General features: G+C 56.9%; 14 protein-coding genes and 1 other RNA gene. 5 read left to right on the forward strand and 10 right to left on the reverse strand.

Annotation, left to right across the window (positions count from 1 at the left end; translation table 11 throughout):
- The first annotated feature begins 161 nt into the window (after positions 1-161).
- On the forward strand, positions 162-596 hold the full coding sequence (locus C9990_RS32250; RefSeq protein WP_157955056.1) for a hypothetical protein: 435 nt from the start codon (positions 162-164) through the stop codon (positions 594-596).
- Positions 597-914: 318 nt separating this feature from the next.
- On the opposite strand, the gene C9990_RS32430 is transcribed toward C9990_RS32250, so the two are convergent.
- The 6 genes from C9990_RS32430 to C9990_RS07960 all read right to left on the reverse strand — a co-directional run bounded on the left by C9990_RS32430 (position 915) and on the right by C9990_RS07960 (position 5454).
- Positions 915-1691: a hypothetical protein gene (locus C9990_RS32430; protein ID WP_162946111.1), complete on the reverse strand. Its 777-nt coding sequence runs from the start codon at positions 1689-1691 to the stop codon at positions 915-917.
- 1115 nt (positions 1692-2806) lie between these two features.
- Entirely contained in the window at positions 2807-3034 is a 228-nt protein-coding gene (locus C9990_RS07945) for a hypothetical protein (RefSeq protein WP_106802970.1), read from the reverse strand.
- A 63-nt stretch (positions 3035-3097) separates the two neighbouring features.
- A complete protein-coding gene (locus tag C9990_RS32255) occupies positions 3098-3319 on the reverse strand; it encodes a hypothetical protein (protein ID WP_157955057.1) in 222 nt (73 codons plus the stop codon).
- 160 nt (positions 3320-3479) lie between these two features.
- Positions 3480-3863, reverse strand: a complete 384-nt coding sequence (locus C9990_RS07950; protein WP_106802971.1) for a hypothetical protein — start codon at positions 3861-3863, stop codon at positions 3480-3482.
- 184 nt (positions 3864-4047) lie between these two features.
- Positions 4048-4728: a serine protease gene (locus tag C9990_RS07955; protein ID WP_106802972.1), complete on the reverse strand. Its 681-nt coding sequence runs from the start codon at positions 4726-4728 to the stop codon at positions 4048-4050.
- Positions 4729-4791: 63 nt separating this feature from the next.
- On the reverse strand, positions 4792-5454 hold the full coding sequence (locus C9990_RS07960; protein ID WP_106802973.1) for a tyrosine-type recombinase/integrase: 663 nt from the start codon (positions 5452-5454) through the stop codon (positions 4792-4794).
- A gap of 1091 nt (positions 5455-6545) precedes the next feature.
- Here C9990_RS07960 and ffs point away from each other — a divergent pair.
- Positions 6546-6642, forward strand: an RNA gene (ffs, locus tag C9990_RS07970) — signal recognition particle sRNA small type.
- Between the two features lie 86 nt (positions 6643-6728).
- On the opposite strand, the gene C9990_RS07975 is transcribed toward ffs, so the two are convergent.
- Complete coding sequence (locus C9990_RS07975; RefSeq protein WP_065909565.1) at positions 6729-7286, reverse strand: hypothetical protein; 558 nt, start codon at positions 7284-7286, stop codon at positions 6729-6731.
- 258 nt (positions 7287-7544) lie between these two features.
- Here C9990_RS07975 and C9990_RS07980 point away from each other — a divergent pair, with 258 nt between their 5' ends.
- Both C9990_RS07980 and C9990_RS07985 read left to right on the forward strand, forming a co-directional pair.
- A complete protein-coding gene (locus tag C9990_RS07980; protein WP_065909567.1) occupies positions 7545-8591 on the forward strand; it encodes an N-acetylmuramidase family protein in 1047 nt (348 codons plus the stop codon).
- Position 8592: 1 nt separating this feature from the next.
- Complete coding sequence (locus tag C9990_RS07985; RefSeq protein WP_106802975.1) at positions 8593-9180, forward strand: hypothetical protein; 588 nt, start codon at positions 8593-8595, stop codon at positions 9178-9180.
- A 56-nt stretch (positions 9181-9236) separates the two neighbouring features.
- Here the strand turns inward: C9990_RS07985 and C9990_RS07990 are convergent, their stop codons facing one another.
- Together C9990_RS07990 and C9990_RS07995 are read right to left on the reverse strand one after the other, a co-directional pair.
- A complete protein-coding gene (locus tag C9990_RS07990) occupies positions 9237-10139 on the reverse strand; it encodes a DUF2167 domain-containing protein (RefSeq protein ID WP_065909570.1) in 903 nt (300 codons plus the stop codon).
- Positions 10140-10200: 61 nt separating this feature from the next.
- Complete coding sequence (locus tag C9990_RS07995; protein ID WP_065909572.1) at positions 10201-11064, reverse strand: LysR family transcriptional regulator; 864 nt, start codon at positions 11062-11064, stop codon at positions 10201-10203.
- Between the two features lie 101 nt (positions 11065-11165).
- Here C9990_RS07995 and C9990_RS08000 point away from each other — a divergent pair, with 101 nt between their 5' ends.
- The gene (locus C9990_RS08000) at positions 11166-12125 is read left to right on the forward strand and encodes a DMT family transporter (RefSeq protein ID WP_106802976.1); all 960 of its coding nucleotides are present in this window, start codon (positions 11166-11168) and stop codon (positions 12123-12125) included.
- Here C9990_RS08000 and C9990_RS08005 read toward each other — a convergent pair.
- A complete protein-coding gene (locus C9990_RS08005) occupies positions 12039-12410 on the reverse strand; it encodes a VOC family protein (RefSeq protein ID WP_106802977.1) in 372 nt (123 codons plus the stop codon). The two genes, C9990_RS08000 and C9990_RS08005, sit on opposite strands and share 87 nt — an antisense overlap.
- Positions 12411-12460 lie beyond the last annotated feature (50 nt).

A 12460-nucleotide genomic window follows, 5' to 3' on the forward strand; every position in this document is an offset into this window, starting at 1 on the left:
AATCAGGGGAGATTCACTCTGCTGTCCTGCTCAGGCCTCAAAGTTTCCTGCACAGCGTAAGCGTGGTCTAGCACCATTCGGAACAACTCGGAATCCACCAGTCGAGGATGTTGCCCCACATCTGAGTTAACCCGATACCACTGAGCCAGGCTCTTCGAGAAATGACCAGTCGCCAATGGGTGATAGCCAATAATCAACGCCGTCGCCTCAACCAGTGCCTGCTCTTGGAACTCCACGGTTTGCCCAGTCTTCACTTGCATGGCTTTGAAGATGCCGGTTACATGATCAACCAGATTACGATCTACAAGCCCCTGAGCGTACAAGCCTTGAACCGCGATGCGCCTGGCATACGCATAAGCCATCTGGGCGAGCAGCGGCTGCGTCTCTGCCGTTTTGCTCCATTCGCCCAGATCATTATTGATGTCTGCGAAAAGGTAACCGGTGTTGAAAACGCGCAGAACGGTGCGCCACTTCGTCTCTCCTGGATGTCCTCGATCTTAAAGGCTGCGCTTTTTATTGCGAAGCCCCGCATTCCGCATCAACCCAAGCGAGCAAACCCGCTACCAGTGACTCGCGGGCCGTCTTGGCTTTTTTGAGTTCATCTACGGTGTGCATCGGGTAATAGTTCTCTGGCGGATATTTCGCAGAGTACGTCGCACGACGGTACTCATTGAGATTACGCAGAAGCTCAGCGTCCAGGGGGATACTGATCGGCCCGCTCAGCGGCATCGGCGGCGCGGGGCGATTACGCGCATGTTTCGGGGTGGTAGTCATGGGTGGGTTTCCTTTCCGGGTTAAACACTAAATATTGTGTTCGAGCAGCTGCTGAACGGCACCAGATGTAGTGCCACCCGATTTCCTCGAATTATCTGGTTAGCGTCTCAAGTGCCTTTGAGAGCCTAATACGGAAGTGGTCAGGCCTTGCGTGGTGCCATGCTTTTCAGGTCCGAGCTTAAAGCAATGCCATAAGCATCCGCGATGTTCACAATCTGCAACGCGATCGCTTTCCTTAGACTTGCAAGTGCATCGCTGAACTGTCGCCACTCGGGGTTGCCCCCGTCACAGCGCAAAATCCTCATGTCTATAGACTCAACCGTGTTGAAAAACGTCAGGATGGTCTTGGTGAGCGACAGCAAAATCTGATCTAGGGGGGTTCCATCCACTAGATCGCCGCGAATGGCGAAGAATCGTGATCGGAGTTCATCCAACGATTGTCGAACACGGTCGGGAAACTCTGCATCAAACGTTACCCACAGAGACCTACGGTCCTCCAGGGAGGCGATGATTTTCTTTGCAATTTGAGGTTCCATCCGATTGGCTTGGAGCAAGGCTAGACTGCGCGAATACCCTTCAGTGCGGACCTCGGTAACCATTGCTTCATGATCTGCCTTCCATCTCCTAAGCTCATCGGCGGAGTACCCATGATGATCGTTATCGATGATGACGCCACACTCCCTACATAGCCATATTCCGTTTTCAAACGACTTGCGCTCTTCAGGGGTTTGAGATGAGCTGTACCGGGGGCCGTGCTCGGATGCCGCATGAATATGCGCAGCATGACCCGTCTTCACCGCTTCGGTCGAAACAGAAGAGGGTCCAATTGTGAGTTTCAAACAATGCGGATTGGAACAAAAGTACGCTGCTCGGCTAGCAAGCGCTTTTTTGATGGTTTCGGAGAAATTATCTCTCATATTACTGCCAACTCCCTGTGCGCTACCCGTCGATTCCGGGCCAAGTACGCCCTGCTCGTACGTCCTCGGCCCCCATAGGGCGGGCTTTATAGTGCAGCGATTTTTCCGTTGTTCGTGGGGCTGGTGGACTGGGCGACTTGTAGCTCTGGATGACAGCAGTCAGCAAACCCACGGGCGCTAGCCAATTTTCCTAAGCCTTCGTAGCGCTTCGTTTCACGCTCGAATGGACCAGTTGCGCTGCCTTAGACCAAAGTGAGTCAACCTCCCTTACCCACTCACGTACGTTGTATTGACCGCCCCCTGCCCCGTGAGAAAACTCCCACACAGTGACATGCGGAGAAGTGCCAAATGCTGCTCCAGCGTCCACGGATGGATGTAGGTCGTCGTACGGGGATTCAATGCCGTAGCAATGACTCAAAGATGGGTGATCACCAAACGCTGCGATGCTTGAGAAAGGCAGAACAGCAACCAAAAGCGTGTGAGTTTCATTGCATTCACTATGCCCGCAAGGAAATTCCACTCGAAAATCAGGAGCCCAATTCCCAACTGACGCTGGGTTTGTATGCCAAGTCCAACCAGCAAGGTCAAAGAAGGCCGCCCACTGAGCTTCTAGAGGTGTTTTAAAATCCAAACCGTCGTAAATCGCTGCCATTTTGGAAAACCTCGATTTCGCGGGTGCGTAATTGCGCCCTGGTACTGAGTAATGCCCAGTCAAGTGCCTTGGTGTGCAGCGAACGCTGTCCTACCTATTGTCAGTCACACCAGCCGCGACCAGTAGGTTCGCGTCAGTTAAACTGATCACTGCCTTGGCCGCTCCCAAGCAAAATACGGGGCCGTTTGGGTGTCCTCCCTCTATCCTTGCATCCGAAAAGCTTTTAGGGCAGAACGACACTTCGTCGATCTTGATGATCCCCGCGCTCTTGTAGATCGTTACTGTGCTTACCATAAATACCTCTTTTCCATATCCACTTCGGCTTGCATGGGGGTTACTGTTTAGAGCCGGCTAGCGGCTCCCTTCGCTGTATTTCACGTTTCACTCCTTGAACTCAAGCATACGAACCGTATGACTCTACTGTAGCGCCAGGCCGGGGCTTGGGTGTATCTGGTGCGGTCTCCTATAGGAACTCGTTCTTTTCTTTGGTATCACGACGTTCTTTGAGCAACCGTACGGCCTTCTCTGCTTCGCTGACAACCTTGCCCATCACGTAGCAGGTGAAGCCCTGACCATTGATAGGGTCGAATCCTGGGACGATGGCCAATAGGGTCCATCCTTCGGCGAAACGCTTGTTAACCGACGCCGGATCGCGCTCTTCAAGAACCTGTTCAACATTTTCGAACGGCATAATTTTGTCCCTCATTGTCGTGAGGCCCGAACAGGACGGGCTGATGGTGCTGCGGATTTTCCCTCAACGCTCGGGTTTAGATTCTGGCCTGCAGTAGAACATCACCGACTCTCCCTTTAACGCCAAGTGTTGCGCTTTTTCGGTCAACACAGCACTGGCTGTTTCGCAGTTCTCGACTGCATACACACCGTAAAAATCTGCTTGTTTCACGTCTTCACCGCATGCCCCTAAATGTGGAAGGCAGGAATGCCCCCACAAGCCGACCACTATCGCTAACGCACTCATATTTTCCTCTTTGAACCCTATGCTTTGTGGTAGTGAGTGCATGCCTGTAGTTTCGTTGAAAGGGCTAGCACCTCTCGCTTTCCGACGCTCGCAGGCCCTATCGGAGTAGTCCTGCACCCACGCCTCAAAGCACCATGGCCCGTTTTCCTGGGATGGGAGGCTAGCCGGCGAACTGCTCCCATTTTCGAATTGCCGCTCTTGCCTCTTTCTCGCCGACACCACTTACCAACGAATCAGCAAATGCCAAGTGAGCATCCATGTAGCGATCAAAATCTTTCTCCGGAGCGCCATTTGAAAGTGCTCGGCTCCACCAAGAGAACGCTACAACAAGCTTGCCAAGTTCAGGGTCGTAATTATCCTTTAATCGTTCGAGCCCCCCATCGTTAAATGCTACAGCCCAACCAAACGCCTTTGAAAAGTCACGAACCTTGATTGGTTGGGAGCCTCGCGCAAACTTCTTATGAATAACCGCGTGGACTTTTTGATCCTCTTCATCCGAAGGGTCGTGGAGAAACTCACAGATTCGGCAGGTTTCTACGCTCATAGCTCTATTCCATCAAAATGGGGCGGCGAAGTACCCCCTCCTACGACCTTGGCCCCGGTTTTCAGGCCAGGGCTTGAGGGCGCAGCTGAGCGTTTTCCCTCAGCATGGCAGAGTTATATATTTGCGCCAGATCCTGGCAATAAACGGCTGGCCCCAATGACTCGCGCTTGAGCAATGTTACGTATCATGAGATGAGCGCCCCGCTCTTGGCCGCCCTAGCCTGAACTACAAGCTCGTCGATTCCCCAACCTATGACCAATCCTGTATTGGCCCGATAGGTCAAACCCGTATCGGCTCCGTTCAACATCACGGGATCTTCGTTGTAGCGATAGCCCGAAACCACGCCAATGACGAGGACCTGGTTCTGGGGCGTATTCACCACGATAGGTCCCCCGGAAAATCCTGGGTTGTTGTAGCCGTCGCAGTAAATTAGTTGGCTGCCCCCACTCTTCGGGCTAAAGCTTGAGATGATCCCAGTTTTGACAAAAGGAACCGGGAAGCCATTGTTTATCTGAGCCGCTTCCATGTGCAGGCCGAATGGAAAACCTAAGAAATATATTTGCTGAGATAAATAATAGGATGCGCTCGTCCCGAGTCCTATCGGTTCCGATGGGGAGAGTGGTTCTTTCAAACTTAGCAGTGAAACGTCGGCGCCTGTAGTTGAATGCCAAACCTCACCGATCGCAACCGCTTGCCATGAGCCGTTGCGGTGAACGGAAATGCTCGACCCAGATGCGAGCCCTTTGACCACATGCTCTGCCGTCGCGAGATACTGACGACCATCAACATCAATTGTGAATGCCGTGCCTATGCCGCCGCAGTGCAATACGTGGAAGGTACGAGTCAGTATGCTTCTAGGGACCATCAAAAGCTCCTTATGGATTAAGCGACCTGAAGCGAGCGAGATGCAGTCATGACACCACTTCCATCAAATGATTCTCCGAACTATGTCGCCCAGGCGAGCTGGATCGCCCGCGCAGAGCTTTTTGACCGCTTCCAGACTCTCGATGCCCAGTATCGCGCTGATGTGCCGCAGATCAATGCCGCGACGCTTGAGTTTGACCGCCAATGTCCGCCGCCCTGACTGCGAGCTGGCTCCTTCGATGCCGGCCATCGCAAACAGACGGGTATAGAGCCGTGTAAGCTGGTTCGCGCTGTAGTACGTCTTCCCGTCGCGTACCTGGGCGCTAATCTTCAACCCTTCGCCTGTACGACCGGACACGAACAACGGCGAGTCTGGATCTAGGCCACGAAAAGCCATCACCCTGGTAGTGACTCCGTGGCCGCGCTCAAGCCTTTCCGCGAGGTGCGTGTCTATTGCGTTGATCACCTTCCTGTTAGTCCAGCACAGCGGCCTCGAACGGTGGTTATAGGCAATCTCTGCCCTCACTTGGGAATCAACCAAAACCGGGCCCGTCTCTGTGAGGTAGTCACTCACAAGCAACCTACAAATTTCTGTCACGGTCATCCCGGTTCCAAAGCAAGTCAGCAACAAGGCGGCATCCCGGTTGCCGTTCTCAACGCTGCTGACTCTGGCAACCTTAACCGCATGTTCAAGCTGTTCATCTTCAACAACGATGGCTTTAGGCATGCGTAACTCAAGGCAATAAATATCCATCAATCCTAACATAGTCGAACAACAAAAAAGGCCGAGGAATGCCCCGGCCTTATGGTGTTTCTGCTGTTCACGGAAAATGAGAGGGGGCCTATAGGGATATAGGTGCAAGCAATAAGCCAGAATGACTTTAGATATGCAGTCGCGTGCTGTGAGCCTTGACTATCGGGCTGAACGAGAACCGCGCCGGCGGTCCGCTTTTGGCCGATTGCAGCCGATGACGCCAGTCTGCTATCAGCCAGAAGCGATTCTCTCGCCAATAGAGGTGTAAAGAAATTTCGACGTCCGCTGCCTATGGCTTGGTGGGTAGGATCGTCGTTGCAGTGGATCACAACCACTGGATTGACTAGGCAAAACCTGTGGCACGGATGGCGCACAATCACTGGAATCGGTTGTCGCCATCACTGGAATACACAGCGCCGTCCATGGCCTTTATGACTGGGTGTGAACGCCATCCGGGTGATGACCAGACACTTAGTCTCCGTCCATGGACCTCTTGGCGGAGTAATTCGGAGGTAGAGGTCATATATGAGCGTCCTGGCGTTTACCGTAGGCCCAAGTCCCAAAGTCACATAGTTGCGCTTGTAACCGAATTGGGCAGCAAGGGAGGAAGCCAGCAGTTCCGCGAAATCCTCCACTCTTGCACGGTCCTCCTTGCTCTCTAATTTCTCTCGCTTTTCTTTTTCGAGATCTCGCTCTTCGTGTATTAGGGGTTCCATGGCTTACTCCTAATCAGTCGAACTTGTGGAGCGCGGTTGGGAGGCGAGCCGTTGGTTGATGGTGGTTTACGCCATTCATAGCTAACAATTAGGTTTGCAGAAAAAAAGTTATAGATGAATGTTCTCAGTGTTAGAAATGAGTATATAGCCGAATGGGGGGAATTTTGCGTTGTTCGCATCCTCTGTTGGTACAAAAGGGAGGCAAACGGGTGGTACAGATAGCTTGCGTAGAGCCTCCGGATTGCTAGTAACATGACGCCAAATTCGCATCCGCGTGATGGTGGTGAGCGTAAGAGTATTCGATTGGAGGCCCCGCTTGCCGAGAGGCAAGCGTCGTTATGGTGACCCCATCGGTCCCCCCGCAACGATTACCCGTGAACCTGGTCAGAGCCGGAAGGCAGCAGCCACAGCGGGAACATTGTGTGCCGGGGTGTGGCTGGTGGGGTTGCCTCCATAACGCTCTTCCGCAACACCCCTCAAAAATCCTTTCAGTTCCAATCGCCATTGGCGAATCGATGTCTGCTGCGCGCTTTATGGCCGATACAGTGGAAAGGCCTTGAACGTCGGCACCAATTCCGCGCCCATCTTTTGCGTGCTCTCTACCGGGTCATCCGGTGTGGGAATATTCCGGGCGAAGTGAAAGATGATGATCTGGTCGGTGGCGCTGTCCTTGTAGTACTTGAAGAAGCTGATTTCAGAGAACTGCCCATCCTTGCGCAGTGACTTGGGGAAGAACAGCATCAGGTACAAGACCCCGGTCCTGTTGTCCGTCGTCAGGATCGCCGGCATGTTCGGGTTTTCCTGCTGGTGGAGTTGCACGGTGCGTTTGCCCAGGTCGAGCGGCTCGAAGCGGTTCTGATCGCGTGGGACGACGGTGAAGTCGAGCATTTCACTCCAGGCATCGACGCTTTCCTGCGGCGGGAAAAACTCCCACAGCCCCGGTTTGCGGAATTTGAGTACAAACGTCTTGCCGGCGAACTGCACCGACTGCGTGTCGGCGATGGAGGGGCGTGACAGGTCGGGCGTCGGTGTGGAGGCGCAGCCGGCCAGCAGGGCTACGAGCGACACGATAAGCAGGGTGGCTTTCATTTCAATCCTTGAATGTTTTCAGTTGCGAGCGTCATGCGCCCGTGACAGTAGCCGAATGCGCCGGCAAATACCTCGCTTAATGGTCATTGCACGGTTTAACGGCACCCTGGTGAGGGCTCTTTCACAGGTTTTAATACTCACTCTGGACAACCCAAAACCACCTTGCTAGTTTGCGCCGGCTACTTGTTTCAGATTATGACAAGAGCACGCAATGATATTGAAGTGCTATCACTTCTTTAACTCACAAGGATGTCTGTGATGAAAAGCCTGCAAGGGTTGCCCCGTCTTATCAGTGCTTCGGTAGGTGCTCCCGGTAAAGCCCGTAACTTGCCCGCCGATGTTCAGTGCATCCAGTATCTATTCAACTTGATCATTCCCAAGATGGGCTTTCCACTGGCCGAAAACGGCAAGTGTGACGGCCAGTTGGTGCAGTGCATCAGCCAGTATCAGTTTCGCCACCTTAAATATGCCCACCCCGATGGCGTGATCGACCCCACCGGCCGGACCTTCAACAGTCTGATCGAAGAGGCGGTGAAGGTGCCGGTCAAAGCCTTCCCGACCCTGCGCATCCCCAGCTTCTTGAATGCGTTCGGCAATAACCAGGGCGATGCCGTGCAGGCGACGGTCAATGTGTATCTGGACCGCGTTCGCGCGACGATCGAGGCCGAGCGACGTAACCGGCAACTGATGATGCAGGCCACGTGCGACGGGGGCATGACGCTCAGCGATACAGACTTCCAGAACGCCGCCACGCAGTTGGGCAACGGTATTTCGGTGAATGTGATCAAGGCTTTCGCGACCATCGAGTCTGGCGGGCGCTTTGGGTTCGGGCCGGCCAAGTTGCCGATCATCGCCTTCGAAGGGCACCACTTTCGCAAGTACACCAATCATATCTACGACCAGGCGCACCCGCTGCTGTCTTACCGCTACAAGAGAAAAGCCGGGCCGCAGTGGCAGGTCAACAACAAGGACCAGGTCAAGGCCTGGGAAACCATGGCGACCGCCTTCGCCCTCGATCAGGAAGCGGCGTTGATGTCGGCGTCCTGGGGGATGTTTCAGGTCATGGGCTTCAACTTCGGATCGTGCGGTTACAAGACCGTGTTTGAATTCGTCGCGGCATTAAAGGTGAATGCCGGTAACCAACTTAAAGCGTACTTGAGTTTTTGCAGCAAGAGCCCGGCGCTGATGAAGGCAATGAAGGCCAAGGATTTTACCGCCATGGCCTACAACTATAACGGCGAGGACTACGGCAACTATGACGTCCTTATGAAAAAAGCCTACGAAGAATTTGAAAGGAAGAAATAAGATGATCCGTTTTCTTGCTGTCGGCGTGTTGTCATTGTGCGCGGTTGCCCCTGCGTTTGCTGGCACCCCTGCGTTGCATTCGGGCAAGTACGAGGGCCTGATGTTGGCAGTGACGCCTGACCATCAAGTCGAAGGTTTCTACGCCGAGGAACTGGGCGAGGGCGTGACCCGTAGTTGCGCGTTTTACCTGCAAGGCCAGCCCGGCGCACTGACCACCTGGCACGACGAAGCCTACCCCGGCAGCGTGGCCCCGTCGTCCGACGGCGTTACCCTGACGGTGGAGCAGGGCCGCCAGCATCCCGGCTGCATGAACGTGCTGATGCCGGAGATTGCCACCGGCCTGGAGCTGACCCGGACCGCCAGCAAAAACTGGATCGGCCTGGTCACGGTGGCCGCCGACAAGGCGTATTTGCAGAAAACCCCTGGCGCCAAGGCCGCCAAGCGCCCGTATATCGTCAAGGGTGATGTGGTGGGCGTGCTGGCCGTCAAGGATGGCTGGGCCCAGGTCGAGTTCATCAATGCCCAGGACCGTTCGTTCAGCGGCTGGATCAGCCAGGGCCAATACAGCCGTCTCGCGCCGCCGCGCTGAGACCTCCCGAACGCCGCTGCGTGCCTGGCACGCAGCGGCGTTTTTGTGTCCGGGTTTCAGGCCTTGTTGCGGTTGAACAGCTTGCGCACCCCGGCGAGCAGCGCCACGACGCCGATCACCAGAAACTTCTTCGCCGCCAGCAGGAAGATGCCGATCTTGGCGAACAAGCCGGCCTTGGCGGCAATCCCGCCGGCTACCAATGCCGCGAGGCCGTAAGTGGCCAGCTTGTCGGTTTTCGGGTTGAAGTCGGTGTAGAGGTTGCCGTCGGTGAAGTTGGTGAAGGCCAGGACCTTGGGCATTTCCTGCTTGATCGTGGACAGGTCGGCCATCGCGGCGACGGCGTTGAGTTCCAGCACGCCTTCACGGCCCAGCACACGGATGCTGTAGTTGAGGGTGGTTTGCTCGGCGTCGTCGGCCTTCAGTTCGCGGGCCCAGTACATCTTGTGGGTGGTGTCGTCGTAGCGCGGCGGCTCGGCCCAGCCCAGCAGGTGCAGGCCCGCGTAGCCTTGTTTCTGGCGTTCCTGGTTCTCGGCTTCGTCTTCTTCCTGCATTTGCTTGAGCAGGTCGGCGTAGTCGATTTTCGCGGCATCCTCGTCGGAAATGTGCCCGTCGGCCTTGTAGCTGACGATCACGCCCCAGCCGCGCTCCGACAGCGGGCTGACGGCTTTCGGCACGATCATGCCCAGGGTCTTGAAGCCCGGCGGGTTGCCCCAGCCATCGGTCAGCAGGCGCTCGGTGTCGGCCGGGTCGAGGTAGTAGAACTCGTCGTTGAGCTTGAGCGTGGCGATGCCGCTGGGCAGGCTGATGGTGCCGGTCTTCTGCTTGAGTGATGCAAGAAAGTGCTCAGCCGTTTCCGCGGGGGCGCTGGCTTCTACGGGGGCAGGTGGGGCGGCTGCGAAAGCGGGGGCGACAGGCAGGCTCAGGGCGGCCGCCGCCAGTAACAGGCGGAAGTAATTCATGGTAGTCCCTTACATTTTGAATTAATTTCGCGGGAGGATAATACGAAATAGCTGCTAAGGGTTAGCCAAACGTCTCGCGCAGCAGCCCGGCGAAGGCGTCCCGTGCCAAGTGCCGCTGGGTGTCCTTATGCCAGAACAGCAGGTTGTCCACGGCCTGCAGTTCCTCGAATCGGTACGACGCCAACTGGTTGGCCTGCTCATAGCGGGCCAGGATGCCTTCGGGCGCGAGTGCTACGCCAATCCCGGCGCTGACGCAGCCGATGATCGTGCCCCAGCTGGCGTAACTGGCGATGGTCGGCTTGAAGTCATGGGGCTTGACCCAGTTTTCGAGTGCCGCGCGGTAGGGGCAGCCGGGTGGCCAGACCAGCAAGGTGCGGCCGGCCAGGTCCTGGGCGCTCTGGATGGGGGCGCTGGAGGCACTGGCGATCAGCACCAGGCGCTCGCTGTAGACCACGCTGTGTTCCAGCTTCGCGCGTTTATTGCCCGAGGCCACCAGTGCCACGTCCAGGCGGTGGTGCTGCAGGTCATCGAGCAGCTGGCCCCAGGCACCGGTCACCAGTTCTAGGCTGACCTCCGGGTAGCGTCGATGATATTCCGCCAGCAGCGGCGGCAAGCGGCCGCTGGCGCTGGACTCCACCGCCCCGATCCGCAAGGTCCCGCGCGGGATGGCATTCGCGTCCACGGCGCGTTTGGACTCATCCACCAGGGCGAGGATGCGCTCGCAGTAATCGAGGAAGATCTCACCGGCCGCGCTGATCGCCAGCCCCCGCCCGGCGCGGATGAACAGCGGGGTGCCCAGCTCGCTCTCCAGTTGCTTGATGCGCGTGGTGATATTGGACGGCACGCAGTGCAATTGCAGGGCGGCCTGGGCCACGCTGCCGGTTTGCGCCACGGCTCGCACCATTTTCAGTTGGGCCAGTTCCATCGCTCAGTTCCAGTGATTTCAGAAGTCAGAAACGGTTAATTGTCCTGCGCCTTGGCCGGGCCAAGACTGACGGCATTCCTTCTCAGTTCCGGACGCCGTCGATGAATACCCCGTCACCCGTAAAGCTTACGCTAGTCATCGCCAGCGTCATCCTCTGTTGGGCCTATTCGCCGATTGGCGTGCACATGGGGCTGCACAGCTACAGCCCCGGCCAGTTGGCATTGCTGCGGTTCTTGATTGCCTCGGTGTTCATGGGCGCTGTAGCCCTGGTGCTGGGCATTGGCCGGCCGCGCCTGCGGGATGTGCCGTGGTTGCTGGTGCTGGGGTTCTTCGGGGTGTTCCTGCACCACACCAGCCTCAATTATGGGCAGCAATGGGTGACGGCGGCAGCCTCCAGTGTGCTGGCGCAGTCGGCGCCATTGTTCAGCGTGCTGATCGCGTTTGTCTGTCTCAAGGAGCGGGTCAGCCTGTGGCGTTGGAGCTGCGTCTTGCTGGGATTGCTGGGTGTGCTGGTGGTGATCTGGGGTGACCAGGGCGTGAGCGATATCGACCCGCGAGGCTTGCTGATACTGCTCGCGGCAGTGTCGTGGAGCGTGTATTTCGCCATCCAGAAACACTATGCCCACCGCTACAGCCCGCTGACCATGGCGTGCTACATGGTGTGGGCCGGCACGCTGATGCTCTGCGTGAACCTGCCGGGCCTGCCCGCCGCCGTGGCGCAGGCACCGTTGGCGGAAAACCTGGCGGTGCTGGTCCTGGGTATCTTCCCCAGCGCCCTGGCCTACCTGGCCTGGGGCTACGTGTTGAAGCATGTCGAGGTCAGCCGTGCGTCGGTGGCGATGTACCTGATTCCACCGGTCGCCATGGTGATGGCCGCGACGCTGCTGGGCGAGCACATTGCCGTGCAAGTGATGCTCGGCGCGGTGATCGTGCTGGCCAGTGTCGCGGCCATCAGCCTGGAAGGGCGCTGGCGCTCAGTCGTTCAGGCTGAACGCACGCAGGCGGTGGCCGTCGAGGTCCTGGGCGACAAAGGTGTAGCCGAAATCCACGGCGGTCGGTGATTGAATGATCGTCGCGCCACGTTCGACCCACAGGTCGTGCAACGCGTCCACGGCGCCGGTGTCGGGCAGCGAGAAGCCCACTTCACCACCGCCGCCGGTCAACTGCGCTGCCGGCGCCACGGTATGACGCGACCACAGCCCAAGTTTCACGCCATTGCCCAGAATGAACAGGGCAAACGTCGGGTTGAGTTCCACCGGCGGCTGGTCCAGCAGGCGGCTATAGAAGTTGGCGCTGGTGGCCGGGCTGTCGACGTACAGCAGGAAGTAATGAGCGACGGTGTGCATGCTGGCTCCTTGAGGACGGGCGTTTGAGTGGGGCCAGTCTATAAGGCGGT

It is taken from the genome of Pseudomonas sp. S5D5 (assembly GCF_003013355.1).
Classification (GTDB): Bacteria; Pseudomonadota; Gammaproteobacteria; order Pseudomonadales; family Pseudomonadaceae; genus Aquipseudomonas; species Aquipseudomonas aylmerensis.

Excerpts from the sequence above, each read along its gene's own strand:
- C9990_RS07955 (WP_106802972.1), bottom strand. The coding sequence starts at position 4,728 with ATGGTCCCTAGAAGCATACTGACTCGTACCTTCCACGTATTGCACTGC.
- C9990_RS07960 (WP_106802973.1), bottom strand. The coding sequence starts at position 5,454 with ATGCCTAAAGCCATCGTTGTTGAAGATGAACAGCTTGAACATGCGGTT.
- C9990_RS07990 (WP_065909570.1), bottom strand. The coding sequence starts at position 10,139 with ATGAATTACTTCCGCCTGTTACTGGCGGCGGCCGCCCTGAGCCTGCCT.
- C9990_RS07995 (WP_065909572.1), bottom strand. The coding sequence starts at position 11,064 with ATGGAACTGGCCCAACTGAAAATGGTGCGAGCCGTGGCGCAAACCGGC.
- C9990_RS08000 (WP_106802976.1), top strand. The coding sequence starts at position 11,166 with ATGAATACCCCGTCACCCGTAAAGCTTACGCTAGTCATCGCCAGCGTC.
- C9990_RS32250 (WP_157955056.1), top strand. The coding sequence starts at position 162 with ATGACCAGTCGCCAATGGGTGATAGCCAATAATCAACGCCGTCGCCTC.
- C9990_RS07950 (WP_106802971.1), bottom strand. The coding sequence starts at position 3,863 with ATGAGCGTAGAAACCTGCCGAATCTGTGAGTTTCTCCACGACCCTTCG.
- C9990_RS32430 (WP_162946111.1), bottom strand. The coding sequence starts at position 1,691 with ATGAGAGATAATTTCTCCGAAACCATCAAAAAAGCGCTTGCTAGCCGA.
- C9990_RS07945 (WP_106802970.1), bottom strand. The coding sequence starts at position 3,034 with ATGCCGTTCGAAAATGTTGAACAGGTTCTTGAAGAGCGCGATCCGGCG.
- C9990_RS08005 (WP_106802977.1), bottom strand. The coding sequence starts at position 12,410 with ATGCACACCGTCGCTCATTACTTCCTGCTGTACGTCGACAGCCCGGCC.
- C9990_RS07975 (WP_065909565.1), bottom strand. The coding sequence starts at position 7,286 with ATGAAAGCCACCCTGCTTATCGTGTCGCTCGTAGCCCTGCTGGCCGGC.
- C9990_RS32255 (WP_157955057.1), bottom strand. The coding sequence starts at position 3,319 with ATGAGTGCGTTAGCGATAGTGGTCGGCTTGTGGGGGCATTCCTGCCTT.
- C9990_RS07985 (WP_106802975.1), top strand. The coding sequence starts at position 8,593 with ATGATCCGTTTTCTTGCTGTCGGCGTGTTGTCATTGTGCGCGGTTGCC.
- C9990_RS07980 (WP_065909567.1), top strand. The coding sequence starts at position 7,545 with ATGAAAAGCCTGCAAGGGTTGCCCCGTCTTATCAGTGCTTCGGTAGGT.